The sequence below is a fragment of the Streptomyces hydrogenans genome (assembly GCF_014656075.1).
GTDB classification, from domain to species: domain Bacteria; phylum Actinomycetota; class Actinomycetes; order Streptomycetales; family Streptomycetaceae; genus Streptomyces; species Streptomyces hydrogenans.
The window spans coordinates 30,425-55,778 of sequence record NZ_BNBS01000050.1 but is presented as its reverse complement, the minus strand read 5'-3'; the positions used below and the strand labels follow the sequence as shown (position 1 = coordinate 55,778).

At 72.6% G+C, this 25,354-nt stretch carries 25 protein-coding genes and 1 pseudogene; 13 read left to right on the top strand and 13 right to left on the bottom strand.

Annotated features, from left to right (window positions below; all coding sequences use genetic code 11):
- Together IE321_RS21655 and IE321_RS21650 are read left to right on the top strand one after the other, a co-directional pair.
- Positions 1-311: pseudogene (locus IE321_RS21655) on the top strand (MFS transporter); the annotation flags it as partial.
- A 23-nt stretch (positions 312-334) separates the two neighbouring features.
- Complete coding sequence (locus IE321_RS21650) at positions 335-1,096, top strand: SDR family NAD(P)-dependent oxidoreductase (protein ID WP_043221404.1); 762 nt, start codon at positions 335-337, stop codon at positions 1,094-1,096.
- 15 nt (positions 1,097-1,111) lie between these two features.
- On the opposite strand, the gene IE321_RS21645 is transcribed toward IE321_RS21650, so the two are convergent.
- From IE321_RS21645 to IE321_RS21635, 3 genes are all read right to left on the bottom strand, one after another.
- Positions 1,112-1,525 (bottom strand): VOC family protein, encoded by a 414-nt coding sequence (locus IE321_RS21645; RefSeq protein ID WP_043221406.1) that lies wholly within the window; start codon positions 1,523-1,525, stop codon positions 1,112-1,114.
- Between the two features lie 114 nt (positions 1,526-1,639).
- A complete protein-coding gene (locus IE321_RS21640; protein WP_043221409.1) occupies positions 1,640-2,107 on the bottom strand; it encodes a group III truncated hemoglobin in 468 nt (155 codons plus the stop codon).
- 55 nt (positions 2,108-2,162) lie between these two features.
- Positions 2,163-3,191, bottom strand: a complete 1,029-nt coding sequence (locus IE321_RS21635; RefSeq protein WP_190224193.1) for a hypothetical protein — start codon at positions 3,189-3,191, stop codon at positions 2,163-2,165.
- A gap of 170 nt (positions 3,192-3,361) precedes the next feature.
- Between IE321_RS21635 and IE321_RS21630 the strand changes: the two genes are divergently transcribed.
- Complete coding sequence (locus IE321_RS21630) at positions 3,362-4,522, top strand: alkaline phosphatase PhoX (protein ID WP_190224192.1); 1,161 nt, start codon at positions 3,362-3,364, stop codon at positions 4,520-4,522.
- Here the strand turns inward: IE321_RS21630 and IE321_RS21625 are convergent.
- The 4 genes from IE321_RS21625 to IE321_RS21610 all read right to left on the bottom strand — a co-directional run bounded on the left by IE321_RS21625 (position 4,492) and on the right by IE321_RS21610 (position 11,181).
- Positions 4,492-5,520 carry an ArsR/SmtB family transcription factor gene (locus IE321_RS21625; protein WP_190224191.1) on the bottom strand — a complete coding sequence of 343 codons (1,029 nt, stop codon included), beginning with the start codon at positions 5,518-5,520 and terminating at the stop codon, positions 4,492-4,494. The two genes, IE321_RS21630 and IE321_RS21625, sit on opposite strands and share 31 nt — an antisense overlap.
- A gap of 494 nt (positions 5,521-6,014) precedes the next feature.
- Entirely contained in the window at positions 6,015-8,726 is a 2,712-nt protein-coding gene (ppdK, locus tag IE321_RS21620; protein ID WP_190224190.1) for a pyruvate, phosphate dikinase, read from the bottom strand.
- Between the two features lie 358 nt (positions 8,727-9,084).
- A complete protein-coding gene (dusB, locus tag IE321_RS21615; RefSeq protein ID WP_043221419.1) occupies positions 9,085-10,221 on the bottom strand; it encodes a tRNA dihydrouridine synthase DusB in 1,137 nt (378 codons plus the stop codon).
- Between the two features lie 87 nt (positions 10,222-10,308).
- Complete coding sequence (locus IE321_RS21610) at positions 10,309-11,181, bottom strand: MmyB family transcriptional regulator (protein ID WP_043221421.1); 873 nt, start codon at positions 11,179-11,181, stop codon at positions 10,309-10,311.
- Positions 11,182-11,234: 53 nt separating this feature from the next.
- Between IE321_RS21610 and IE321_RS21605 the strand changes: the two genes are divergently transcribed.
- Positions 11,235-12,707, top strand: a complete 1,473-nt coding sequence (locus IE321_RS21605) for an MFS transporter (protein WP_190224189.1) — start codon at positions 11,235-11,237, stop codon at positions 12,705-12,707.
- A gap of 77 nt (positions 12,708-12,784) precedes the next feature.
- On the opposite strand, the gene IE321_RS21600 is transcribed toward IE321_RS21605, so the two are convergent.
- The gene (locus IE321_RS21600) at positions 12,785-12,970 is read right to left on the bottom strand and encodes a DUF6243 family protein (protein WP_043221424.1); all 186 of its coding nucleotides are present in this window, start codon (positions 12,968-12,970) and stop codon (positions 12,785-12,787) included.
- A 245-nt stretch (positions 12,971-13,215) separates the two neighbouring features.
- Between IE321_RS21600 and IE321_RS21595 the strand changes: the two genes are divergently transcribed.
- The 3 genes from IE321_RS21595 (at position 13,216) to IE321_RS21585 (ending at position 15,626) form a co-directional block, all read left to right on the top strand.
- Entirely contained in the window at positions 13,216-14,223 is a 1,008-nt protein-coding gene (locus tag IE321_RS21595; protein WP_190224188.1) for an aldo/keto reductase, read from the top strand.
- A 16-nt stretch (positions 14,224-14,239) separates the two neighbouring features.
- Complete coding sequence (locus IE321_RS21590; RefSeq protein ID WP_043221428.1) at positions 14,240-14,836, top strand: TetR/AcrR family transcriptional regulator; 597 nt, start codon at positions 14,240-14,242, stop codon at positions 14,834-14,836.
- 82 nt (positions 14,837-14,918) lie between these two features.
- Positions 14,919-15,626 (top strand): VC0807 family protein, encoded by a 708-nt coding sequence (locus tag IE321_RS21585; protein WP_190224187.1) that lies wholly within the window; start codon positions 14,919-14,921, stop codon positions 15,624-15,626.
- Positions 15,627-15,701: 75 nt separating this feature from the next.
- Here the strand turns inward: IE321_RS21585 and IE321_RS21580 are convergent, their stop codons facing one another.
- Complete coding sequence (locus IE321_RS21580; protein WP_190224186.1) at positions 15,702-17,084, bottom strand: glycine--tRNA ligase; 1,383 nt, start codon at positions 17,082-17,084, stop codon at positions 15,702-15,704.
- A 165-nt stretch (positions 17,085-17,249) separates the two neighbouring features.
- Here IE321_RS21580 and IE321_RS21575 point away from each other — a divergent pair, with 165 nt between their 5' ends.
- From IE321_RS21575 to IE321_RS21560, 4 genes are read left to right on the top strand one after another with little or no spacing between them, the layout of a single operon-like run.
- On the top strand, positions 17,250-18,242 hold the full coding sequence (locus IE321_RS21575; RefSeq protein WP_190224185.1) for a metal ABC transporter substrate-binding protein: 993 nt from the start codon (positions 17,250-17,252) through the stop codon (positions 18,240-18,242).
- 10 nt (positions 18,243-18,252) lie between these two features.
- On the top strand, positions 18,253-19,017 hold the full coding sequence (locus IE321_RS21570) for a metal ABC transporter ATP-binding protein (RefSeq protein ID WP_043221436.1): 765 nt from the start codon (positions 18,253-18,255) through the stop codon (positions 19,015-19,017).
- Positions 19,018-19,019: 2 nt separating this feature from the next.
- Positions 19,020-19,916 (top strand): metal ABC transporter permease, encoded by an 897-nt coding sequence (locus IE321_RS21565; protein WP_190224184.1) that lies wholly within the window; start codon positions 19,020-19,022, stop codon positions 19,914-19,916.
- A 59-nt stretch (positions 19,917-19,975) separates the two neighbouring features.
- A complete protein-coding gene (locus IE321_RS21560; protein ID WP_043221439.1) occupies positions 19,976-20,386 on the top strand; it encodes a Fur family transcriptional regulator in 411 nt (136 codons plus the stop codon).
- Positions 20,387-20,453: 67 nt separating this feature from the next.
- Here the strand turns inward: IE321_RS21560 and IE321_RS21555 are convergent, their stop codons facing one another.
- From IE321_RS21555 to IE321_RS21540, 4 genes are all read right to left on the bottom strand, one after another.
- Positions 20,454-21,002: a YcxB family protein gene (locus IE321_RS21555; protein WP_190224183.1), complete on the bottom strand. Its 549-nt coding sequence runs from the start codon at positions 21,000-21,002 to the stop codon at positions 20,454-20,456.
- A gap of 44 nt (positions 21,003-21,046) precedes the next feature.
- Positions 21,047-21,871, bottom strand: a complete 825-nt coding sequence (locus IE321_RS21550) for an isoprenyl transferase (protein ID WP_043221442.1) — start codon at positions 21,869-21,871, stop codon at positions 21,047-21,049.
- A 17-nt stretch (positions 21,872-21,888) separates the two neighbouring features.
- The gene (gene recO, locus IE321_RS21545; protein ID WP_043221445.1) at positions 21,889-22,638 is read right to left on the bottom strand and encodes a DNA repair protein RecO; all 750 of its coding nucleotides are present in this window, start codon (positions 22,636-22,638) and stop codon (positions 21,889-21,891) included.
- An 89-nt stretch (positions 22,639-22,727) separates the two neighbouring features.
- Positions 22,728-22,943, bottom strand: a complete 216-nt coding sequence (locus tag IE321_RS21540; RefSeq protein ID WP_043221446.1) for a hypothetical protein — start codon at positions 22,941-22,943, stop codon at positions 22,728-22,730.
- A gap of 655 nt (positions 22,944-23,598) precedes the next feature.
- Here IE321_RS21540 and IE321_RS21535 point away from each other — a divergent pair.
- Complete coding sequence (locus IE321_RS21535; RefSeq protein ID WP_190224182.1) at positions 23,599-24,399, top strand: DUF3592 domain-containing protein; 801 nt, start codon at positions 23,599-23,601, stop codon at positions 24,397-24,399.
- 42 nt (positions 24,400-24,441) lie between these two features.
- Positions 24,442-25,254 carry a hypothetical protein gene (locus IE321_RS21530; RefSeq protein ID WP_190224181.1) on the top strand — a complete coding sequence of 271 codons (813 nt, stop codon included), beginning with the start codon at positions 24,442-24,444 and terminating at the stop codon, positions 25,252-25,254.
- The last annotated feature ends 100 nt before the right edge of the window (positions 25,255-25,354 follow it).

Below are 25,354 nucleotides of genomic sequence, written 5' to 3'. Positions count from 1 at the left end.
GCCTGCTCGCGCTGCTCGCCGCCACCGGGGGCGAGCCCGCCCTGCCCTACGCCCTCGGGCTGCTGCCCGGGCTGCTCCTGCTGCCCGCGGGCGCCGCGCTCTCCTTCGCGGGTGCCGCCGTCCTCGCCACCGAACGGGTGCCGGCCGCGCGCGCCGGGCTCGCGGGCGGCGTCCTGAACACGGCCATGGAGCTCGGCCCGACCGTGGTCTTCGCCGCCCTGCTCACCCTCGGCGGCTCCACCGCACCGCTCGCCGCGGCGGCCGCGCTCTTCGCCGCCCTGGCCTTCCTCACCGTCCGTCTCGCCAAGTGACCGCACATTCCAGGGGAGTTCCCATGTCCGCACGTTTCACCGACCGCGTCGTCCTCGTCACCGGCGCCGGCTCCGGCCTCGGCCGGGAGATCGCCCGCGCCTTCGCCGCCGAGGGCGCGAAGGTGGTCGCCGCGGGGCGCACCGCCGCCGCGCTCGACGCGACCGTGGCCCTGATCGAGGCCGAGGGCGGCACCGCCACCGCCGTCACCGCCGACGTCACCAGCCCGGACTCCACCCGCGAGCTGGTGCGGCGCACGGTCGCGGCCCACGGCGGGCTCGACGTCGCCGTGAACAACGCGGGGATCTTCCGGGGCGGCCACAGCGCCGCCGACTTCCCCCTCGACGACTGGCGGGCCCTGCTCGACACCAACGTCACCGGGGTCCTGAACGCCCTCCAGGCCGAGGTGGCCCACATGCGGGCGCACGGCGGCGGCGCGATCGTCAACATCTCGTCCAACCTGGGCCCGCACGTCCGGATCCCGGGCGTCTTCGGCTACCAGGTGTCCAAGGCGGCCGTCTCGGCGCTCACCCGCGCCGCGGCCCGGGACCACATCGGCGACGGGGTGCGCATCAACGCGGTCAGCCCGGGCGCCTCGGAGTCCGCCATGTCGCTGCTGCCCGGCGAGACGGAGGCCGAGCGGGAGGTCCGGATGAAGGAGCAGTCGCCGCTCGGCCGGATCTCCTCGGCGGCCGAGGTGGCGGCGGCGGTGCTCTACCTCGCGTCGGACGCGGCGGGCTCCGCCGTCGGCACGGACCTGGTGGTCGACGGCGGCGTCTCCGCCTGAGCCCGGGCGGGGCGCTCAGCCCTGCATCGCGGCCGGGTCCATCCAGAAGACCTCCCAGTGGTGGCCGTCCGGGTCGGCGAAGGAGCGGCCGTACATGAAGCCCATGTCCATCGGCTCCTTCGCCGGACCGCCGCCCACCTCCAGGGCCCGGTCGGCCAGCTCGTCGGCCTTCTCGCGGCTCTCGGCGTTCAGCGTCAGCAGCACCTGGGTGGTGGCGGAGGCGTCGGCGACCTTCTTGCCGGGAGCGGTGAAGGACAGGAACTTCTCCTCGGTGAGCAGCATGACGAAGATGGTGTCGCTGATCACCACGCAGGCCGTGCTGTCGTCGCTGAACTGCGGGTTGATCGTGTACCCGAGCTTCTCGTAGAAGCCGCGGCTCGTGGCGAGGTCCTTCACGGGCAGGTTCACGAAGATCATCTGCGGGTCCATGGCGTGCTCTCTCTTCTCCGTCGTGCGGTCCGTCTCGCGGTCCGCCGTGTGCTGTCGAGAGGTGAGACGGACCGGCCGGCCCGGACTCATCGCTCTCCGGAGAAGTTTTTTCGCTCAGGCCGCAGCGCGCAGCGTGAGCGCCGCCAGCGGGACGAAGCCGCCGGTCCCGCCGGTGGCCGCCTCGACCTCCGCGCCGGGGCCGCCCAGCCGCTTCATCATCGAGACGGAGATCCGCTCCCCCATCGCCTTGGCCCGGTCCGCGAGCGGCCCCCTGTGGAGCCCGTCGACGGTGGCGTGCCAGAGCTGGACCCAGCGCCCGAAGTGGGCGGGGGTCAGGGGGCGGGCGGAGTGCAGCGCGGCGTGCGGGGCGAAGGCGTCCCGGGCGTAGTCGGCGGTACGGAAGAGGGCGCGCTCCCAGAAGTCCGCGATGCGCGGCAGGTGGACCTCCAGGTCGGTGCCGGCGATCTCGGTGAAGAACGGGCCGATGAGGGGGTCGGCGAAGGCCGCCGTGTAGAAGCGGCGCAGCAGCACGTCGAGGTCGTCGCGGCCGCCGATGTCGGTGAGCTCCCGGGTCTCGCGCATGTGTCCAGTCTCCCCGACGCGACCCGCCTCCCCCAGTGCCGAAGGTCCCGTCCGCTCAGACCCCCGCCCGCCTCCAGCGGGTGAGGGTGTCGGTGGCCCGGTCGTGGGTGAGCCAGGTGCCGTCGCCGAGGCCGCGGGCGTATCCGGTGACGGGCCGGGGGTACGCGACGGGGCCGAGGAGCGCGAGGGTGGCGGCGTCGAGGAGCCAGTGGCCCGCCCCGCCCTCCGGGTCCTCGGCGACGGCGAGGACGGTGTCGGCGTCGGTGAAGCCCGCCGCGTGGTCCCAGCACCCCTCCTCGCCCAGCTCGTCGGCGTCCCGCTCGGCGAGGACGGTGCCGTCCGGGGCGTGCAGCCGGAGGTCATGGCAGGAGTGCTCGACGGTCAGGTAGCCGGGGCGGGTGGGGTGGACGTCGAGCAGGATCCGGTCGAGGTCCTCTCCCAGGTCCCGTACGGACATCCCCGTCCCGTCCGCGCGGGCCCCGTACAGCAGCACCCCGTCCTGCCCCATGCCGACGCACAGCAGGACGGTCCCGTCGTCGGGCAGGGCGAGCTGGTGCGAGCCGGAGGCCACGCTGTCCTCCAGCGGGACGCGGGCGAGTTCCCGGCCGTCCCGGGCGTCGAGCACCAGCCAGTGCTCCCGCCCGTCCTCACCGACGACGTGGGCCCAGACGGCCGTCCCGTCGCCCGGGACGAGCACCGAGCCGTGTTCGAGGCCCGGGCAGACCTCCTGCTCGTCTCCGGTGTGCGGATGGTCCACCACGGGGCCCCAGCAGCCGTGCCGGCGCTCCCAGAGCGGGCGCCCGTCGGCCGCCACCGCGCGGACGGCGCGCTGCCCCGAGAAGACGGCGAGGCCGAGGTCCGGGGCGACCGCGTCGACACCCCGGTCCCAGCCGGGCCAGGGCGCCGGGAAGGCCGCCACGGGGGCGGTCGAGCCGGCGAGGAGCGCCGTCAGGTCGTACACCTCCAGGCGGTCGTCCCGCCGCAGCGCGAAGCGGCCGGGCCCGGCCGGCCGGGCGCGGCCGTCCACGAGTCGCGCCGCCCCCGGCAGCCGTACCGATCCGACCCGCTCCGCCCTCACGTCCATGGCACGCAACCTAGCGTCCCGCTCCGCCGCCGACTCCCCCGCCCCGCAGCCGCCCCCTCCCGGTCACCGGCCGTTGACGCCCCGTCAACTCCGGACTCCTAGGTTCACTCTCCGCGCGGCCCCGCCGCCGGCCGTGCGGCGGGCAGTCACCACACCTCTGGAGAGAACACGTGGAGCGACGCAGTTTCCTGCGTGGAGCGGTCATCGGCACGTCGGCCGCCGCCTTCGGCGGCACCCTGATGGCGGGCGCCGCCTACGCGGCCCCCGCCCAGCCCGGCACCGGCCCCTACGGCGCCCTCGGCTCGGCGGACGCGAACGGCATCATGCTGCCGGCCGGGTTCACCAGCCGGGTCATCGCCCGCTCGGGACAGACCGTCCCCGGCACCTCGTACACCTGGCACAACGCCCCCGACGGCGGCGCCTGCTACGTCGACGGCACCGGCTGGATCTACGTCTCCAACTCGGAGATCAACCCGAGCGGCGGCGCGAGCGCGGTGCGGTTCGGCGCGACCGGCACGATCACCGGCGCGTACCGCATCCTGTCGAACACCCGGCAGAACTGCGCGGGCGGCAAGACCCCGTGGAACACCTGGCTGTCCTGCGAGGAGGTCAGCCTCGGGTACGTCTACGAGACCGACCCGTACGGCGTGAACGCGGCCGTCCGCCGGGACGCCATGGGCCGCTTCAAGCACGAGGCCGCCGCCGCCGACCCGGTCCGCAAGGTCGTCTACCTGACCGAGGACGAGACCGACGGCTGCTTCTACCGCTTCGTCCCCACCACCTGGGGCAACCTCTCCTCCGGCACCCTCCAGGTCCTCAAGGCCTCCACCGCCACCTCCGGCTCCTTCACCTGGCAGAACGTGCCGGACCCGGACGGCTCCCCGACCACCACCCGCACCCAGGTCTCCGGCGCGAAGAAGTTCAGCGGCGGCGAGGGCTGCCACTACGCCGACGACAAGGTCTGGTTCACCACCAAGGGCGACAACCGCCTCTGGCAGCTGAACCTCACGAACAGCACCTACGAGCTCGCCTACGACGACTCGCTGGTGCCCGGCGGCGCCGCCCCGCTCACCGGCGTGGACAACGTCACCGGCGCGTCCTCCGGCGACCTCTTCATCGCCGAGGACGGCGGCAACATGGAGATCTGCCTGATCACCCCGGACGACACCGTCGCACCCTTCCTGCGGATCACCGGCCAGTCCGGCTCCGAGATCACCGGACCGGCCTTCTCGCCCGACGGCACGCGGCTGTACTTCTCCAGCCAGCGCGGCACCTCGGGCAGCTCCTCGGGCGGCATCACCTACGAGGTGACCGGCCCGTTCCGCGCGTAACAGCGCTCCGCGCCGCGCCGCTGTGCCCCGCCTCCGCCGAGGAGCGCGGCGCCCAGCGGCGTCAGCGTGTGCAGCACCGCGTTCCCGTGCCGCAGGGTCGCCACCAGACCGGCCTCCCGCAGCACGCCCGCGTGCTGGCTGGCCGAGGCGAGCGAGACCCCGGCCCGCCGGGCCAGCTCGCTCGTCGTCCCGCCGTCGCCTATCGCCCGCAGCACCTCCGCGCGGGTCTGACCGACCAGCTTCGCCAGCGAGGAGACGCCCGGCGGGCGGACCGTCGGCGCCTCCCCGTGCGTCACCGGGTAGACGAGCACCGGCGGCAGCGCCGGGTCCCGCAGCATCACCGGAGTGCCCCGGCAGAAGTACGAGGGCTGGAGCAGCAGCCCCCGCCCGTCCAGGTGCACGTCCCGGTCGACCGGATAGGCCGCCTCCAGGACCGGCGCGCGCCAGGTCAGCATCGGCGGCAGCGAGCCGAGCAGCTCCTCCGCGCCGCCGTCCAGGACGGCCCGGCCCCGGCGGGCCCGGTCGGCCTCCACCCGGGCCTGGATGTGCGGCCAGTACGGCTCCACGGCCGCCCGGTGGTAGCTGCGCAGCGCCCCGAGCAGCCGGTCGAAGGGCTCCGGGCCGCCGTCGGCGAGGGCCCGCAGCGAGTGCGGCACGGTGCGGCCGCCGCTCCGGTCGGCGGCCAGCAGGGACAGCTCGGAGCGGAGCCGGCCGGGAGCCGTCGCGCGGACCGCCCGCAGCCCGTCGTCGAGGCCGTGCAGGCCCTCCGCCGGGGTGAGGAAGTCGGGGAAATAGCCGCGGCTCGGGACGAGGGCGGCGAGCAGCCGGGTCTCCCCGCCGAGCCGTGCCCTCGTTTCCGTGCGCCACCCGCCGAACACCACCGGGCCGCGCCGGTCCCTTAAACGGTGAAAGCTGAGAATCGTTTCCCACAGGACGTCAGGACGGGCGGCGATCCGCACCCCCGCCAGATCGTCCGCGGTGAAATGAATACGAAGCATGAAGTCCCCACCTGTGCACTCGCAACCACCCCGCGATCGAGTATGCACACCATCACTGCACGTTACCAGGGTGTTTCAGCCACAGTTGAAAAGCATCGCGGCGAACACGGCCCAACGGAAATGCTGTGCGGGTCGGGCAGGAAACCTTCAGGACCGAGGTGACGTGGTGAAGACCGTGGGGGGCTTTGCCCGTCCGGCGGCGGTCGGCGAGGGTTGCGGCTCACCTGCCCGACACCAGAAAAAGGACGCGGCCCCCGGGTGGGGATCCGGGGGCCGCGACCGAAACGTCCGCAAACAAAGACGTTCAATTTCCAATAATTCAATGCTGCCGTAATTGCGCATGAATCTGACGTGAAAACGACGGGACGGACACCTCCGCACAAGGTGTCCGTCCCGCCTCTTTCGGATCCGGGACCGCCGTCCGCCGGTGAGGGTTCGGAAGGGATGACCGACGGCGGCCCCGGGGGCTTCACGGGGCCTCGCGGCCCCTCGGGTCAGCGGCTGTCGCTGCCCTTCGACTCGGCGGCCGCGCGGCCCGCCTCCAGGCGCGCCACCGGGATCCGGAAGGGCGAGCAGGAGACGTAGTCGAGGCCGACCTCGTGGAAGAAGTGCACCGACTCCGGGTCGCCGCCGTGCTCGCCGCAGACGCCGAGCTTGATGTCGGGGCGGGTGGCCCGGCCGGCCTGGACCGCGGAGCGGACCAGGGCGCCGACGCCGTCCTTGTCGATGGTCTCGAAGGGGCTGACGCCGAAGATGCCCTTCTCCAGGTACGCGGTGAAGAAGCTGGCCTCCACGTCGTCGCGGGAGAAGCCCCAGACCGTCTGCGTGAGGTCGTTGGTGCCGAAGGAGAAGAACTCGGCGGCCTCGGCGATCTGGCCGGCGGTGACGGCCGCGCGGGGCAGCTCGATCATGGTGCCGAGCGCCAGCTTCAGCTCCACGCCGGTCTCCGCCACGACCTCGGCGATGACCTTCTCGGCGTCCTCGCGGACGATCTCCAGCTCCTGGACGGTGCCGACGAGCGGGATCATGATCTCGACGCGCGGGTCGCCCTTGGCGTCGATCCGCTGGGCCGCGGCCTCGGCGATCGCCCGGACCTGCATGGTGAACAGGCCGGGGATGACCAGGCCGAGGCGGACGCCGCGCAGACCCAGCATCGGGTTCTGCTCGTGCAGCCGGTGCACGGCCTGGAGCAGGCGCAGGTCGTTCTCGTGCGGCTCCTTGCGGGACTCGGCGAGGGCGACGCGCACCGACAGCTCGGTGATGTCGGGCAGGAACTCGTGCAGCGGCGGGTCGAGCAGGCGGACCGTGACCGGCAGCCCGTCCATCGCCTCGAAGAGCTCGACGAAGTCGGTCTTCTGGAGCGGCAGCAGGGCCTTGAGGGCCTCGTCGCGCTCGGCGTCGGTGTCGGCGAGGATCAGGCGCTCGACGTACTGGCGGCGCTCGCCGAGGAACATGTGCTCGGTGCGGCACAGGCCGATGCCCTGGGCGCCGAAACGGCGGGCGCGGGAGGCGTCCTCGGCGTTGTCGGCGTTGGCGCGGACGCGCAGCCGGCGGACGCGGTCGGCGTAGGCCATGATCCGGTGGACGGCCTGGACCAGCTCGTCGGCGTCGTCGGCGCCGGCGTGCATGCGGCCCTCGAAGTACTCGACGACCGGGGACGGTACGACGGGTACCTCACCGACGTAGACCTTGCCGGTGGAGCCGTCGATGGAGACGACGTCGCCCTCCTCGATGACCGTGCCGGAGGCGGTGGCCATGCGGCGGCGCTTGGTGTCGACCTCCAGCTCCTCGGCGCCGCAGACACAGGTCTTGCCCATGCCGCGGGCGACGACGGCGGCGTGCGAGGTCTTGCCGCCGCGCGAGGTCAGGATGCCCTCGGCGGCGATCATGCCGTCCAGGTCGTCCGGGTTGGTCTCGCGGCGGATCAGGATGACCTTCTCGCCGGAGCGGGACCACTTGACGGCCGTGTACGAGTCGAAGACGGCCTTGCCGACGGCCGCGCCCGGGGAGGCGGCGATGCCGCGCCCGATCTGCTCGACCTTCGCGGCGTCGTCGAACTTCGGGAACATCAGCTGGGCCAGCTGGGCGCCGTTGACGCGCTGGAGCGCCTCGGCCTCGTCGATCAGGCCCTGGTCCACGAGCTGGGTCGCGATGCGGAAGGCGGCACCGGCGGTGCGCTTGCCGACGCGGGTCTGGAGCATCCAGAGCTGGCCGCGCTCGATGGTGAACTCGATGTCGCAGAGATCCTTGTAGTGGGTCTCCAGCGTGTTCATGATCTGCATGAGCTGGTCGTACGACGTCTTGTCGATCGACTCGAGGTCGGCCAGCGGCACCGTGTTGCGGATGCCGGCGACGACGTCCTCGCCCTGCGCGTTCTGCAGGTAGTCGCCGTAGACGCCCTCGTGGCCGGAGGCGGGGTCGCGGGTGAAGGCGACGCCGGTGCCGGAGTCCGGGCCGAGGTTGCCGAAGACCATCGAGCAGACGTTGACGGCGGTGCCGAGGTCGCCCGGGATGCGCTCCTGGCGGCGGTACAGCTTCGCGCGGTCGGTGTTCCAGGAGTTGAAGACGGCCTCGATGGCGAGGTCCATCTGCTCCCGCGGGTCCTGGGGGAAGTCGCGGCCGGTCTCGGCCTTCACGATCTTCTTGAACTGCTTGACGACCTTCTTCAGGTCGGCGGCGTCCAGGTCGGTGTCGCTGGCGACCTTCTTCGCGGCCTTGGCCTCGTCGAGGGCGTCCTCGAAGAGCTCGCCCTCGACGCCGAGGACGGTCTTGCCGAACATCTGGATGAGCCGGCGGTACGAGTCCCACGCGAAGCGCTCGTTGTCCGCCTGGCGGGCGAGGCCGGCGACGGACTCGTCGGAGAGGCCGATGTTGAGGACCGTGTCCATCATGCCCGGCATGGAGAACTTGGCGCCCGAACGGACCGAGACGAGCAGCGGGTCGTCCGCCTGGCCGAGCTTCTTGCCCATCTGCCGCTCAAGGGCGTCGAGGTGGGCCGAGACCTCGTCGCGCAGGGCGGCGGGCTCCGAGCCGGACTCGAGGTAGACCTTGCACGCCTCGGTGGTGATCGTGAAGCCCGGAGGGACCGGGAGGCCGAGGTTGGTCATCTCGGCGAGGTTGGCCCCCTTGCCACCGAGCAGGTCCTTCAGGTCCCTGTTGCCCTCGGTGAAGTCGTACACGAACTTCTGATCATTGTTTTCCGACACGGGTCTCGACTCCTCGACGACTCGGTTGGCTGCCCTGACGGCGAGGAACATACCCAGATCGAAGGCTTCTGGGGAGGTACGCCTGCCGGTCACACGGTCGTAACCACCCGTCCGCCCCCACTTCGAAAGTTACCGACGTGAAGCTTCCGCATTCACGCCCCGAAGCCCGCTTGACCCAATCCAGGGACAAGACGCTCAGATGAGCAGCTTCACCGCCCATTTGCGTTCAACTCTTGAACACAAAAGGGGTGGCACCCAGTGCCACCCCTTCAAGCCGTACAGCCCTCCGTAACCTGCTCATCTGAGCGCCACCCCCCTCAGGGGTGGCGAGGATCACTCGCCCGGAGGGCCCGGAATCTCAGCCCCCGGACGTGTCCAGCTCGGCGTCCTCGCTCACCCCGGCACAGTCGTAGGGGTCCTTCAGCCAGCCGTCCGGCAGGACGACCCGGTTGTTTCCGGACGTACGACCCCGGGGGCCGTCCGCGCCCACCGGCCACGGCTGGTCCAGGTCCAGCTCGCTCAACTGAGCGCGCAGCTCGTCCAGGGACGAGGTGACCGCCAGCCGCTTGCGCATCTCCGAACCGACCGAGAAGCCCTTCAGGTACCAGGCCACGTGCTTGCGGAAGTCGATGACGCCGCGCGACTCGTCCCCGATCCACTCGCCGAGCAGCGTCGCGTGCCGCACCATGACGTCCGCGACCTCCCGCAGGCCCGGCGTCCGGTAGCCGCCGGTGCCCTCCAGGCCCGCCACCAGGTCCGCGAAGAGCCACGGCCGGCCCAGGCAGCCCCGGCCCACGACCACGCCGTCGCAGCCGGTCTCGCGCATCATCCGCACCGCGTCGTCCGCCGACCAGATGTCGCCGTTGCCCAGCACCGGGATCTCCGGCACGTGCTCCTTGAGCCGCGCGATCGCGTCCCAGTCGGCCGTACCGCCGTAGTGCTGCGCCGCCGTCCGCCCGTGCAGGGCGATCGCCGTCACGCCCTCCTCGACCGCGATCCGGCCCGCGTCCAGGTAGGTGATGTGGTCGTCGTCGATGCCCTTGCGCATCTTCATCGTGACCGGGAGGTCCCCGGCGTTCGTCACGGCCTCGTTCAGGATCGCCCGCAGCAGCGGCCGCTTGTACGGCAGCGCGGAGCCGCCGCCCTTGCGGGTCACCTTGGGCACCGGGCAGCCGAAGTTCAGGTCGATGTGGTCCGCGAGGTCCTCGTCGACGATCATCCGCACCGCCTTGCCGACGGTGACCGGGTCCACGCCGTACAGCTGGATCGAGCGCGGCTGCTCGGTCGCGTCGAAGCGGATGAGCTGCATGGTCTTCTCGTTGCGCTCCACCAGCGCCCGCGTCGTGATCATCTCGCTCACGAAGAGGCCCTTGCCGCCGGAGAACTCGCGGCAGAGGGTGCGGAAGGGGGCGTTGGTGATGCCGGCCATGGGCGCGAGCACCACCGGCGGCTGCACGACGTACGGGCCGATGGAGAGGGGGGAGAACGCGGTCATGGACCCCATTGTCCCGTACCGGCGGGAACGGCCGTCGGGAGTACGCCCGCGGCCCGCGTCCGCCTCGGCCCCCGGCCCGCGTCCGCCTCAGGCCGCGGCCCGGGGCGCCCGCTCCCCGGCCACCAGCTCCAGGAGCCGGGCGCAGCCGGCCCGGGTCTCCTCGTCGAGCGGCACGTAGGTGACGAGGACGGGTCCCGGGCCGGGCTGGAGCCACAGGTCGGTGTGCTCGAAGCGCAGCGGGCCGACGAGGGGGTTGCGGATGACCTTGGCCATGTTCTCGGAGGAGACCACGTCGTGCCGGGCCCAGATCTCCCGGAACTCGGGCGAGGCCGCCTCCAGGCGCTGGACAAGCCGCTTCCAGGCGGGTTCGGCCAGGCAGCCGGCCATCCGGGCGCGCAGCTTGCCGGCGAGGCGGGAGATCAGGTCCGGGTCCGTGAGGGCGGCCCGGAACTCCGGGTCGGTGCAGGCCAGCCAGAGCGTGTTGCGGTCCTCGGGCGGCAGCGCGTCGAGGTCGCGGAAGAGCCGCCCGAAGACGCGGTTGTGGGCGAGGATGTCGAAGCGGCTGTTCTGGACGGCGGCGGGCATGGGCTCCAGGCGGTCGAGCAGCGCCCGCACGGCGGGGGTGACGGCCGGACTCGGGGTGCCGGGCCGGGGGTCGCGCTGGCCGGCGAGGGCGAAGAGGTGGGCCCGCTCGGCCGGGTCGAGGAGGAGGGCCCCGGCGAGGGCGTCGAGGACCTGCGGGGAGACCTGGATGTCCCGGGCCTGCTCGATCCAGGTGTACCAGGTGACGCCGACGGCGGAGAGCTGGGCGACCTCCTCGCGGCGCAGGCCGGGGGTGCGGCGCCGGCGGCCCCGGACCAGGCCGACCTGTTCGGGGGTGACGCGCTCGCGCCGGCTGCGCAGGAAGGCGGCGAGTTCCCGCCGCCGGGCCTCGGGCCCGGTCGTCGCGACGATGCTCATGATCCCAGCCTGCCCGTCGGCGGACCCTGGTGCCAGGCAGTCCTGGTACCAGGATGAGGAGACTCTGGTACCGGTCCGGCGGGGCGCGGAGGGTCGTGGACGTGACCACGACACTGCGACCCTCCCGTCCCCCTGCCGCCCCGGCGCCGGTCCTCGGCTCCCTGGGCCTGTTCACCGTCCTGCTGGGGGCCGCGCTGCCCCTGGTCGACTTCTTCATCGTCAACGTCGCGCTGCCGTCGATCGGCCGCGACCTCGGCGCGGGCGAGGCGCTCCTCGAACTGTTCGTCGCCGGGTACGGCCTGTCCTACGCGGTGCTGCTGGTGCTCGGCGGCCGGCTCGGCGACCTCTTCGGCCGGCGGCGGCTCTTCCTGGCGGGCCTGGTGGCCTTCGGCGTGACGTCCCTGCTCTGCGGGGTCGCGCCGAGCGCCTGGGCGCTGGTCGCGGCGCGGGTGGCACAGGGTGCCGCGGCGGCGCTGATGCTGCCGCAGGTGCTCGCGACCCTTCACTCCTCGACGACAGGGGCCCGGCGGGCCAGGGCGATCGGTCTGTACGGGGCGACCACCGGGCTCGCGTTCGTGACCGGCCAGATCCTGGGCGGCCTGCTGGTCGCGGCGGACGTGGCGGGGCTCGGCTGGCGGGCGGTCTTCCTGGTGAACGTGCCGGCGGTGCTGCTGGCCCTGCCGCTGGCGCTCCGCACGGTCCCGGAGACCCGCGCGGCGGCTCCGGCGCCCCTGGACGTGCGGGGCACGGTCCTGCTGGCGCTGGCCCTGGTCGCGCTCCTCGCCCCGCTGACGGAGGGCAGGGCGGCGGGGTGGCCGCCGTGGACGTGGGGGGCGCTCGCCGCGTTCCCGCTCCTGGCGGCCGGGTTCTGGCGGGCGGAGCGGCGCACGGAGCTCCGGGGCGGCACCCCGCTGGTCCCGCCGTCCCTCCTGCGCCTGACGCCGCTGCGCCGGGGCCTCGCCCTCGTGCTGCCCCTCTCGGGCGGCTTCGGCGGCTTCATCCTGGTGATCGCGGTGGCTCTCCAGCAGGGTCTGGAGCTGGGTCCCGTCGCCTCGGGGGCGGCGCTCGCCCCGATGGCGCTGGCGTTCTTCGCCGCCTCGCTGGCGGGCCCGCGCCTGGTGGCCCGCTGGGGGACGCGGGTGATCCCGGCGGGCGCGGTGGTGCAGGCGGCCGGGCTCGGGATGCTGGCGTGGACGGCGGCGTCCTCCTGGCCGGACGTCACCCCGTGGACACTGGCGCCGGGCATGGCGGTGGCGGGCCTGGGCCAGGGGCTCCAGCTGCCGGTCCTCTTCCGGGTGGTCCTCGCGGAGGTCCCGGCGGACCGGGCGGGCGTGGGCAGCGGCGTGATGGTGACGACCCAGCAGTCGGCGCTGGCGCTCGGCGTGGCCACGCTGGGCTCGCTCTTCCTGACGCTGGCGGCGCGGGGCTCCATGGGCACGGCGCTGGCCACGACGCTCCTGATCCAGCTGGCGCTGTCCCTCCTCACCGCCCTCTACGCCCTCCGCCTGCCGAGGGCGACGGCCTGAGGAGCGGGCGGTCCGGTCGGGCACGGCGAAGGGCCCGGGTCGCGCGTGCGCGCGGCCCGGGCCCTTCTTCGTGCGGGTTACTCCTCGGAGGTGTCGGCGGCGCCCTGGCTGCGCTCGCGCATCTTCTTCAGGAGATCCTGCCTGCGGGCCTCCGCGGAGTCGCGGTCGGCGGCGCGGGACTGCCCGGCGCCGTTCTGTTCGGCGCGGGACAGCTTCTTGCGCTGTCCGCCGACGCCGAGGAGGTTGTTACGGCTCTTGGCCACGGGGTTCTCCCCTTCGGTGAGGTGTGCGGTGGTCGTCGGTCCGCCGGAGCGGCGCCGCTCTCACTCGTAGATCGGGAGGTGAGCAAACATGCCCGCACGGTAGCGGGCCGGTTCGGTCCGGTGCATCCGGTTTTCCGGCACCCTCCCGCGCCTTTGAATGACAGATATTGAAATCTGTCATCGGTCATGTCATGGTTGTAGGGAGCCCGCTCCAGGGCACTCCCCTCCCCACCCAGGAGACCGTCATGCTCCCCACCCGCCCCCTCGGCACCACCGGCCCCGCCGTCTCCGCCCTCGGCCTCGGCTGCATGGGCATGTCCGCGCTGTACGGCGAGGCCGACCGCGCCGAGTCGCTCGCGACCCTCCACGCGGCCCTGGAGGCCGGCGTGACCCTGCTCGACACCGGCGACTTCTACGGCATGGGCCACAACGAGCTGCTCATCGGCGAGGCCCTGCGGACCGCGCCCGCCGCCCTGCGCGAGCGGGCGCTGACCAGCGTCAAGTTCGGCGCGCTGCGCACGGTCGAGGGCGGCTTCACCGGATACGACGGGCGGCCGGCCGCGGTGAAGAACTTCGCCGCGTACTCGCTCCAGCGGCTCGGCACCGACCACATCGACGTCTACCGGATCGCCCGCGTCGACCCGGACGTGCCGATCGAGGAGACCGTCGGCGCCATCGCCGAACTGGTCGAGGCCGGGCACGTGCGGCACATCGGCCTCTCCGAGGTCGGCGCCGACACCCTGCGCCGGGCCGCCGCCGTCGCCCCGATCGCGGACCTCCAGATCGAGTACTCGCTGGTCTCCCGGGGCATCGAGGAGAAGATCCTGCCGGTCGCCCGCGAGCTGGGCATCGGCGTCACCGCGTACGGCGTCCTCTCCCGCGGCCTGATCAGCGGCCACTTCACCCGCGACCGGGCGCTCGCCCCCGGCGACTTCCGCGGCATGAGCCCCCGCTTCCAGGGCGAGAACCTGCACCGCAACCTCGACCTGGTGGACCGGCTGCGCGCCGTCGCCGAGACCAAGGGCGTCTCCGTCGCGCAGACCGCCATCGCCTGGGTCCTGGCCCAGGGCGACGACATCGTGCCGCTGGTCGGCGCCCGCACCCGGACCCGGCTCACCGAGGCGCTCGGCGCCCTGGACGTCCCGCTCGACGCCGCCGACCTCGCCGCGATCGAGGAGGCCGTCCCGGCCGGCGCCGCCGCCGGCGAGCGCTATCCGGCCGCGCAGATGGCCCACCTGGACAGCGAGCACTGACGGGTACTGTCCTTCCATGGCCGCCACCGAAACCCTCACCGCCGAGCGCATCCTCGAAGCCACCGAGGAGGTGCTGCGGCGCTACGGCCCGGCGAAGGCGACGGTCGTGGACGTGGCCCGGGTGCTCGGCGTGAGCCACGGCAGCGTCTACCGCCACTTCCGCACCAAGGCGGCGCTGCGCGAGGCGGTCACGGAGCGCTGGCTGGAGGGGACGATCACCGAGCTCCGCCCCCACGCGGAGGGGACCGGTCCGGCCGACGAGCGGCTGACCGGCTGGCTGACGGCCCTCTTCGCGCTCAAGCGGAACAAGGCGGGCGGCGACCCCGAGCTGATGGCCACCTTCCAGGTCCTCATCGGCGAGAACAGCGCGGTGGTCGACCGGCACGTCGAGCACCTGGTGGACCAGATCGCCCGGATCCTGGCGGACGGCGTCCGGGAGGGCGTCTTCGCCGCCGTCGAGGGCGAGGAGGTCGTGACGACCGCCCGCGCCGTCTTCGACGCCACCGACCGCTTCCACGACCCGGCGCACGCCGCCGACTGGTCCGCGCCGGACATCGAGACGGCCTTCGCCGCCGTCGTCGCCCTGATCCTCAGGTCCCTGCGCCGGGCTTGAAGATCATTTGGGCCGGAATTTCCCCTTCCCTGTCCTGTTCCTCCCTAGCGTCTCCCCCACCGCACGCACTCAGGGGGAGACCATGTCCGTCACCGCACCCTCGGCCGGCCCGCCGGCCCGTTCCGGGAAGGCGGCCGCGCTCGGCTGGCTGCTGACCATCGGCCTCAACGTGGTCGCGCCGATCGTCACGTACAACACCCTGACCGAGGACCACGGCTGGTCCGAGTTCTCGGCCCTGCTGCTCAGCGGCGCCTGGCCGGTGCTCGACACCGCGGTCATGGCGGCCTGGCGGCGGAAGGTCGACGAGTTCGCCGTCGTCACCCTGGTCTTCCTGGTCATCACGGCCGTCGTCTCGCTGGTCGGCGCGCACACCGCCCGCGCGCTCCTGGTGAAGGACTCCGGCGTGACCGGCCTCTTCGGCCTGCTCTGCCTCGGCACCCTGCTCGCGCCGCGCCCGCTGATGTTCTACTTCGGCCGGAAGTTCGCCACCGACGGCACCCCGGAGAGCACCGCCTGGTGGAACGGCATGTGGCAGTACGAGGGCTTCCGCTCCACGATGCGCACGATGACGCTGGTGTGGGGCGTGGCGTACGTGGCGGAGGCGCTGACCCGGATCGCGCTGGCGTACGCGCTGCCGACGGACACCATGGTGGTGGTCAGCCCGGTGATGATCTACGGCGTGCTCGCCGCGCTCGGCGTGTGGACGGCCTGGTTCGGCCGTCGCCGGGCGGCCGAGGGGGCCCGGCGGGCGGCGGAGGCGGAGGCCTCGGCGGCCGCGACCGCCGCCTGAGGTCCGTACCGTACGCGTGAGCCCCCGGGTCCGACGTTCCGGACCCGGGGGCTCACGCGTACGCGCTCAGACGGTTCAGCAGCCGATCAGGCGGGTGGCCAGGTAGCCCTGGATCTGGTCGAGGGAGACGCGCTCCTGCTTCATCGTGTCGCGCTCGCGCACGGTCACCGCGTTGTCGTCGAGGGTGTCGAAGTCGACGGTGATGCAGAACGGGGTGCCGATCTCGTCCTGACGGCGGTAGCGGCGGCCGATGGCGCCGGCGTCGTCGAAGTCGATGTTCCAGTTCTGCCGCAGGTCCGCCGCGAGGCCCTTGGCCTTCGGGGAGAGCTGCGGGTTGCGGGAGAGCGGCAGGACCGCGGCCTTGACCGGAGCCAGGCGGTGGTCGAGGCGCAGCACGACGCGCTTCTCCATGACGCCCTTGGCGTTGGGCGCCTCGTCCTCGGTGTACGCGTCGAGGAGGAAGGCGAGCATGGCGCGGCCGACACCGGCGGCGGGCTCGATGACGAACGGCGTGTAGCGCTCGCCGGACTCCTGGTCCAGGTACGTCAGGTTGGCGCCCGAGGCCTTGGAGTGGGCGGTCAGGTCGTAGTCGGTGCGGTTGGCGACGCCCTCCAGCTCGCCCCACTCGCTGCCGCCGAAGGAGAAGCGGTACTCGATGTCGGCGGTGCGCTTCGAGTAGTGGGAGAGCTTCTCCTGCGGGTGCTCGAACCAGCGCATGTTCTCCTCGCGCAGGCCGAGGTTGGTGTACCAGTTCCAGCGCTGCTGCATCCAGTACTCCTGCCACTCCTCGTCCTCGCCCGGCTTGACGAAGAACTCCATCTCCATCTGCTCGAACTCGCGGGTCCGGAAGATGAAGTTGCCCGGAGTGATCTCGTTCCGGAAGGACTTGCCCATCTGCGCGATGCCGAACGGGGGCTTCTTGCGCGCCGTCGTCTGCACCTGGGAGAAGTTGGTGAAGATGCCCTGGGCGGTCTCCGGGCGCAGGTACGCGACGGAGCCGGAGTCCTGGGTCGGGCCGAGGTGGGTGGCGAGCAGGCCGGAGAAGTTCTTCGGCTCGGTGAAGGTGCCCTTGTTGCCGCAGTTGGGGCAGTTGAGGTCGGCGAGGCCGTTCTCGGGGAGGCGGCCGTGCTTCTCCTCGTACGCCTCCTCCAGGTGGTCGGCGCGGAAGCGCTTGTGGCAGGAGGTGCACTCGGTCAGCGGGTCCGTGAAGGTCGCGACGTGACCGGAGGCCTCCCAGACCTCGGTCGCCAGGATGACCGACGAGTCGATGCCGACGACGTCCTCGCGCGCGGTGACCATGTAACGCCACCACTGGCGCTTGATGTTCTCCTTGAGCTCGACGCCCAGGTGCCCGTAGTCCCAGGCGGCGCGCTGACCGCCGTAGATCTCACTGCAGGGGAAAACGAAGCCACGGCGCTTGCTCAGGCTGACGATGGTGTCGATCTTGTCGGCGGCCACGGTGCTCTCTTCATTACGACGACGAAGTGCGAATGCCACAGGTTACCGGCGCCCATGGGGCCCGTATCAAATCGGTTCGGCGGGCGGCCGCCGCCCGCCGCGCGTGGCCCGGACCACAGCTCCGGCAATTGACAACCGTTTCCAGTTTTGTTGAAAATGAGTGTCATGAACGTACGCCGTCTGATACCCACCACCGCCGTCGCCGGAGCCGTCACCCTCGGTCTCCTGACCCTCTCCGCCTGCGGCGGGACCTCCGACGCGGCGGACAAGGGGAGCGACGGCAAGCTGGACGTCGTCGCGTCCTTCTACCCCATGCAGTACCTGGCCGAGCAGATAGGCGGCGGCCACGTCGCCGTCACCACGCTCACCAAGCCCGGCGTCGAACCCCACGACCTGGAGCTCAAGCCGCGGCAGATCGGCGAGCTCGGCGAGGCCGACGTCCTCCTCTACCTCAAGGGCATCCAGCCCGCCGTCGACGAGGCCATCGCCCAGGCCGGCGTGAAGAACACCGTCGACGCCGCGACCCTCACCACCCTCGAAGCCCACGGCACCACCGCCGGCGAAGGCCACGACCACGAGGGCGAGGAGCACGCCGGGGAGGAGTCCCACGAGGGCCACGACCACGGCTCCGAGGCCGGCACCGACCCGCACATCTGGCTCGACCCCGTGAAGTACGCCGAGGTCGCCCAGGGCGTCGGCGCCGCCTTCGAGAAGGCCGACCCGGACCACGCCGCCGACTACAAGGCGAACACCGCCGCCCTGGTGAAGAAGCTCGGCCTGCTGAACACCGAGTTCGAGACCGGCCTCAAGGACGCCACGACCCGCACCTTCATCACCACCCACTCCGCCTTCGGCTACCTCGCCGAGCGCTACCACCTGGACCAGGAGGGCATCTCCGGCGTCGACCCCGAGTCCGAGCCGAGCCCCGCCCGCATCAAGGAACTCCAGGACATCGCGAAGGCGGACAAGGTCTCCACCGTCTTCTTCGAGACCCTCGCGAGCGACAAGACCGCGAAGACCCTCGCGCAGGACACCGGCCTCAAGACCGACGTGCTCGACCCGCTGGAGGGAATCACCGACCAGTCCCGGGGCGATGACTACATCGAGGTCATGCGGTCCAACCTCGCCGCCCTGAAGAGCGCGCTCGGCGCCAAGTAGGAGACAAGCAGTGAACGACGACCCCGTCATCTCCGTCCGCGGAGCCACCGCCGCCCTCGGCGCCCGTCCCGTCCTGCGCGGCGTCGACCTCACCGTCGGCCGCGGCGAGGTCGTCGCCCTGCTCGGCGCCAACGGCTCCGGCAAGTCCACCGCCGTCCGCGCGGTCATCGGCCAGGTGCCGCTGACCGGCGGCACCATCGAGCTGTTCGGCACCCCCCGGAAGCGGTTCCGCGACTGGGCGCGCGTCGGCTACGTCCCGCAGCGCACCACCGCCGCCGCCGGCGTGCCCGCCACCATCCGCGAGGTCGTCTCCTCCGGCCGGCTCGCCCGCCGGAGGTTCGGCTGGACGACCCGGGCCGACCGGGCCGCCGTCGAGCGGGCCATCGCACTCGTCGGCCTCGCCGACCGCGCCAAGGACTCCGTCTCCGCGCTCTCCGGCGGCCAGCACCAGCGGGTCCTGATCGCCCGCGCGCTCGCCTCCGAGCCCGAACTCCTGATCATGGACGAGCCGATGGCCGGCGTGGACCTCGCGAGCCAGGAGATCCTCGCCGCGACCCTGCGCGAACAGGTCGCCGGCGGCACCTCCGTCCTCCTCGTCCTCCACGAACTCGGCCCGCTGGAGCCCCTCATCGACCGCGCGGTCGTCCTGCGCGACGGCTGCGTCGTCCACGACGGCCCGCCGCCCGAGGCCCTCGGCCAGCACGCGCTGCCCGGCCACGACCACGTCCACCCCCACGCGGCCGGCGAGCCGCTCCGCACCGGACTGCTGAGCTGACCATGGACTTCCTCGAACCTGCCTTCATGCAGCGGGCGCTCCTCGCGGCCGTCCTCGTCGGCATCACCGCCCCCGCCGTCGGCATCTACCTCGTCCAGCGCCGCCAGGCCCTGATGGGCGACGGCATCGGCCACGTGGCGATGACGGGCGTGGGGCTCGGCTTCCTGCTCAACTCCAGCCCGGTCTGGATGGCGACCCTGGTCGCCATCGCCGGTTCCGTGGCGATGGAGCTGATCAGGGCGTACGGGAAGACCCGCGGCGACCTCGCGCTGGCCCTGCTCTTCTACGGCGGCATGGCCGGCGGCGTGCTGCTGATCAACCTCTCGCCGACCGGGTCCAACGCCAACCTCAGCTCGTACCTCTTCGGCTCGCTCTCCACCGTCTCGTCCGAGGACATCACCGCGATCGCCGTCCTGGCGGCCTTCGTGATCCTGGTGACCGTCGGCCTGCGCCGGCAGCTCTTCGCCGTCAGCCAGGACGAGGAGTTCGCCCGGGTCACCGGCCTGCCCGTCCGCCTGCTCAACCTGCTGATCGCGGTCACCGCCGCCGTCACCGTCACCGTCGCCATGCGGGTCGTCGGCCTGCTGCTGGTCAGCGCGCTGATGGTGGTGCCGGTCGCCGCCGCGCAGCAGCTGACGAAGTCCTTCCGGGCGACCTTCGTCCTCGCCGTGGCGACGGGCATCACCGTCACCCTGGCCGGCACGGTCACCTCCTACTACCAGGACGTCCCGCCCGGCGCCACGATCGTCCTCTACGCCATCGGCGTCTTCGTCCTCCTCGCGCTGCTCGCCGCGCCGCTGGCCCGGCGGCGCGCGAAGGCGGCCGAGGCGGCGGCCGTGGACGGCTGCGACAGCACGGTCCCGGCGGGCCGGAAGCCGGCGGACGACGTCAGGGTCTGACCCGGCACAGGGGGGACTGGCAGAATGGCGGGGGCAACGGAAACATCAAGGAGGCCCCCGTGGCGACGGCAGGACCCCCCGTACGCGGCCGGTCGACCCGGCAGCGCGCCGCCGTGTCGGCGGCACTGAGCGAGGTGGACGAGTTCCGCAGCGCGCAGGAACTGCACGACATGCTCAAGCACCGCGGTGACTCCGTCGGCCTGACCACCGTCTACCGCACCCTCCAGTCACTGGCGGACGCGGGCGAGGTGGACGCGCTGCGCACCAGCGACGGCGAGACCGTCTACCGCCGCTGCTCCTCGGACGACCACCACCACCACCTGGTCTGCCGCGCCTGCGGCAAGGCGGTCGAGGTCGAGGGCCCGATGGTCGAGCAGTGGGCCGAGGCGGTCGCGTCCGAGCACGGTTTCGTGAACGTGGCGCACACGGTCGAGATCTTCGGCACCTGCGCGGAGTGCGCGGCGAAGTGAGCTGAGACCTGACATACGTGAGGGCCCGCGCCGGACGACCGTCCGGCGCGGGCCCTCGCGCATGCCGTCAGAGCCGGCTGCTGTGCCGGTCGAGCAGGGCGCGCAGCCGGTCGGCGTCGGCCGGGTCGGCGAGGCCGTGCTTGGGCAGGTAGGCGAAGCCGGATCCGGTCTTCCGGGGCGTGAGCAGGACGAAGAGCCGGTCGGTCTCCACGTACCGGGGCAGCATCGCCCAGCGGATGACCTGCTCGGTGTCCCGGGCGGCCCACCGGCCGCCCTCGGCGTCGACGACGGCCCGGGCCTCGCCCTGCGCGCGGACGGCGAGGAAGAACGCCCGCGCGACGGCCCAGCCCATCAGGCGGACCACGAGGACGGCGGCCGTGCCGAGCCCCGCCATCTCGGCCACGGTGCCCGGGTCCGGCTCGCCCGGGAGCAGCAGTTCCAGGGCGGCGATCAGGAAGGCGAGGACCGCGGCGCCGTACGCGAGCAGGCGCAGCGCCCGCCACCAGCGGGCGGCGTCCAGGGTGACGCGTACCGCCTCGCGCACGTCGGCGAGGGCGGGGAGGTAGGTGAGCTCGATCCGGTCGTGGAGCGTGGAGTCGTCCGTTGTCCCGTTCACGCGCCGGATCGTAGCGTCACCCCCCGGTGGGCCCTCCCGTGGCCTCAGGCCTTGTCGAGGACGGCCAGGTCGGCCGGGTCGACGCCGCCGAAGCGGCGGTCGCGCTGGGCGTACTCGACGCAGGCGCGCCACAGGTCGCGGCGGTCGAAGTCGGGCCACAGCACGTCCTGGAAGACCATCTCGGCGTACGCGCTCTGCCAGATCAGGTAGTTGGAGGTGCGCTGCTCGCCGCTGGGGCGCAGGAAGAGGTCCACGTCCGGCATGTCCGGGTAGTAGAGGTACTTCTGGATCGTCTTCTCGGTGATCTTCGCGGGGTCGAGCCGGCCCGCCCTGACGTCCTCGGCGAGCGCCTGCGCGGCGTCCGTGAGCTCGGCGCGGCCGCCGTAGTTCATGCAGAAGTAGAGCGTGAGCTTCGTGTTGTCCTTGGTCTGCTCCTGCGCGATCTGGAGCTCCTTGGCGACGGACTTCCACAGCTTGGGCATCCGGCCGACCCAGCGCACCCGGACGCCGAGCGAGTCGAGCTGGTCGCGGGACTTGCGGATGAAGTCGCGGTTGAAGTTCATCAGGAAGCGCACCTCCTCGGGGGAGCGCTTCCAGTTCTCGGTGGAGAAGGCGTAGAGGGAGATCGCGCCGACGCCCATCTCGATCGCGCCCTGGAGGACGTCGAGGACCTGCTCGGCGCCGACCTTGTGGCCCTCGGTGCGGGGCAGTCCGCGCTCCTTGGCCCAGCGGCCGTTGCCGTCCATGACGATCGCGACGTGCTCCGGGATCAGCTCGGTCTGGAGCTTCGGCGGGCGGGCGCCGGACGGGTGCGGCTCGGGGGTTGCGTACTCCCGGCGCTGGCGACCGAGCAGTCGTGCGATGGCCATGACGTGGTCTCTCCTACCTAGCTTTTCTCTACATAACGCAGGGAGCGCAGGCCGCGCTCCAGGTGCCAGTGCAGATAGGCGGACACGAGTCCGCTGCCCTCCCTGACGTGACGCGGCTCGCACGCGTCCGCCGTCGCCCAGTCGCCGGTGAGCAGCGCGCTGAGCAGGCCGATGGCCTCCGCTGAGGGTACGACGCTTCCGGGCACCCGGCAGTCGCCGCATATGACGCCGCCCGCCGCGACCGAGAAGAAGCGGTTCGGTCCGTCGAGTCCGCACTTCGCGCAGTCCTCGAAGCTGGGGGCGTAGCCGTTCACTGCGAGGGAGCGGAGCAGGAAGGCGTCGAGGATGAGGTGCGGGGCGTGCTCGCCCCGGGCCAGGGTCCGCAGGCCGCCGACGAGCAGGAGGTACTGCTGGACGGCCGGTTCGCCCTCGTGGTCGGTGAAGCGCTCCGCCGTCTCCAGCATCGCGGTGCCGGCGGTGTAGCGGGCGTAGTCGGTGACGATGCCGCCGCCGTACGCGGCGATCGTCTCGCTCTGGGTGCAGAGCGGCAGCCCGCGTCCGATCAGCTCGCTCCCCCGGGCGAAGAACTGCACGTCCACGTGCGAGAAGGGTTCGAGGCGCGCGCCGAACTTCGACTTGGTCCGCCGCACCCCGCGCGCCACGGCCCGGACCCGGCCGTGCCCCCGGGTGAGGATCGTGATGATGCGGTCCGCCTCACCCAGCTTCTGGGTGCGCAGCACGATCCCGTCATCACGAAACAGACTCATGCCCCCCATTCTCCCGCACGCGGCTCCCCTCCCGGCCGCCCGGCCGCGGCTCCGTCCCGGACGTCCGGCCCGGGCGGCCGCGGGGGGGGTCAGGGGACCTCGCCCCGGCTGCGGGCGTTGGCGTGGGCGGTGGCGGCGCTCAGGCGCTCCGCGGAGGTGGCTTCGCGGACCTCTTCGGGCGCCACGTCCCACTCGCGTCCGCCGCCGAGCGGGCGGACCTGGACGTAGGGGCCCTCGTGGCCCATCACCCTCGCGACCCGCCCGGTGCGGATCTCCACGACGTACGCCCCGATCTGCAGTGCCATGAGCGGCCCTCCTCCCCGGTGGTCCCGGCCCGGGTGTGCCGGGGCCGGGGCACCGTGCGGTGTCCCTTGCGAACGAGCGGCCGAGGGGACGGCGGAGCGGCGGGTCCGGACGCCGGTCCGGTGCGGAGGGGATTCCCTCCGCGCCCGGGACCGCGCAATTCCGGCTCCGCGCGCCGTGCCGCTCCGACTTCCCCCGTGGTCGTTCTCTTCTGGTGTCTTCCTTCACCAACGTATGCCTTTCTGAATCCATTTCCCGCTTCCCCACTCCCGGGCGACCGGTGATCCGTAGAATCGTCGGACGCACCAAGGGAGTTCGGTCCGTTTCCGCACGCCACCCGGGTCGGGATGTTCGAGCGGATAATTCGATTCGCGGCCGTCGGGTCGGTCGCGGAATCGGCGGAGCACCGTAAATCCGGGGGATTCTCGAACGGCCGTCCCGGACGGTCGAGGGGGTCATTCTCCGGGCGGACCGAATCGCCTCCTGTTTTCGCCCCGGCGCACGCGGGGGCGCGTCGGGGGGCGCACGGAACGGCCGCGGGCACGGGGCCGGGCATGGTGCCGGGCGGGCCGGTGCCCCTACGATCGGCGCGGGAGCGTCGCCCTGTCGCCCGGAGGCGCCCCGGGACGCACCGACGGCGGCGGAGGAACGCGGACGATGACGGCCACCCCCTCTCTGGTCCTGCGCGGTGGCGAATCGGTTCTCCGCTTCGCGGGCGGGCCGGTCACCCTGCACCGCACGGACAAGGAGCACCACATACCGCTGGCGGCGATCTCCTTCGTCCACGCCGAGGGGCGGTCCGTCGCGATCGTCCTCACCGCCTCGGGCACGAACGAGCCGACGATCTACCGGGTCACCGACGTCAGCGAGGCGGGCGCGCTCGCCTTCGCGGACGCCGTGACCGCCGCGCTCCCGGCCGCCCCGGCCCCCGACGGCGCCGCCCTCGTCACGACCAGCCCCCTCCGGGCCGCCCCGGAGCCCGCGCGCGCCCGCCGGTGGACGGTCGCGGCGGCCGTCGGCGTCCCGCTGGTCGCCCTCGACGTCCTCATCGCGCTCCGCGCCCCCCGGGGCGAGTACGCGCTCGTCTTCTGGCTCGCGGTCCTCTTCGCCGGCGTCGGCGGCCTCCTCGCGCGCTCGGCCGGCCGGGAGGCGTACCGCCAGTGGTACCTGCCGCGGCACGGGATCACGGTCGTCGGCCGGTTCACGCACCACACGAACCACCGGAAGGTGTACCGCTACACGGACGTGGACGGCGTGGAGCACGACTACGCGACGAGTTCCGGCCCGGACGAGATCGAGCTCGCCCACGACCCGCGCGACCCGACCCGGGTGATCCGCCCGGACACCCCCTACGGCCGCGTCATGGGCGTCGTCGCGACCCTCGTGGGCGCCGCCATGGCGGCCGGCTGCCTCACCGCCGTCGTCGCCCTGGTCACGGTCGCGGTCCGGGGCGGGTAGCGCCCCTGTCACCGGGGGACGCACGACCTTACGATCATGCTCATGCCGAACCCTGCCCTCGCCGCCCTCCCCGCCCTCCGGGGCCGGGACGGCGCCGTCCTCTCCGCCGACGACGGCGGACTGGTCCTCGACCTCCCGCACGAGCAGATCACCTTCACCGCCGACGGGCTCTCCCGGGTGCGCGCCGAGGGGCGGGCGGTCCTCCTCCAGCTGCGGGCGCGGACCGGGGCGACTCCGGTCGTCCACCGGATCGACGACGTGGACGCGGAGGCGGCCGTCCGCTTCGCCGAGGGGATCAACGCGCTGCTGGCGAACCGGACGGACGACGAGGACGTCGACGGGGCGCCGTTCGCCGTGATCCGCTCGCTCCGTCCGACCTGGCGGAAGACCTTCCTCCGCCGGCTCCTGTGGGGCGTGCTCGGCTACCTGCTCGCGCTCGTCGCCGTCTGCGCGGTCGCCGGCGCGCTGGGCGAGTGGGACGTGGTCGTCATGACGATCCCGTTCGGCGGCATGAGCTGGCTGGCCCTCTGGTTCGGGGTGTACGGCGTGGCGCGCTCGCGGCGGGAGCGGTGGCTGCTCGCCCACGGCGTCACGGCGACCGCGACCCGGGCGACGACCCGCGGCGCGTACGTCTACCCGGACGGGACCGGCGCCTACCGCGGCTTCGTCCACGGCGAGGCCGGGCCCGCGATCACGGTGGCCTTCCCCCCGGACGACCCGGCGGACGTGCTCGTGCCGTCTCCCCCGTTCACCTACCTGACGAACAACCTGGCCGGCGCGGTCCTGCTGGTCTGCGGCGTCGCCCTGACGTTCCTCTCCGCCGCTCTGGCGGTGGGCCTCTTCCTGGACTCCTGACCCGGGCCCACTAGCATCTCTTTGGGAAGTCATAAGTTCGCCTTATGGGGGCATAGACCAGGGTCGGGTACCACTCGGCTCCGGATGTTAATTAGGGTGG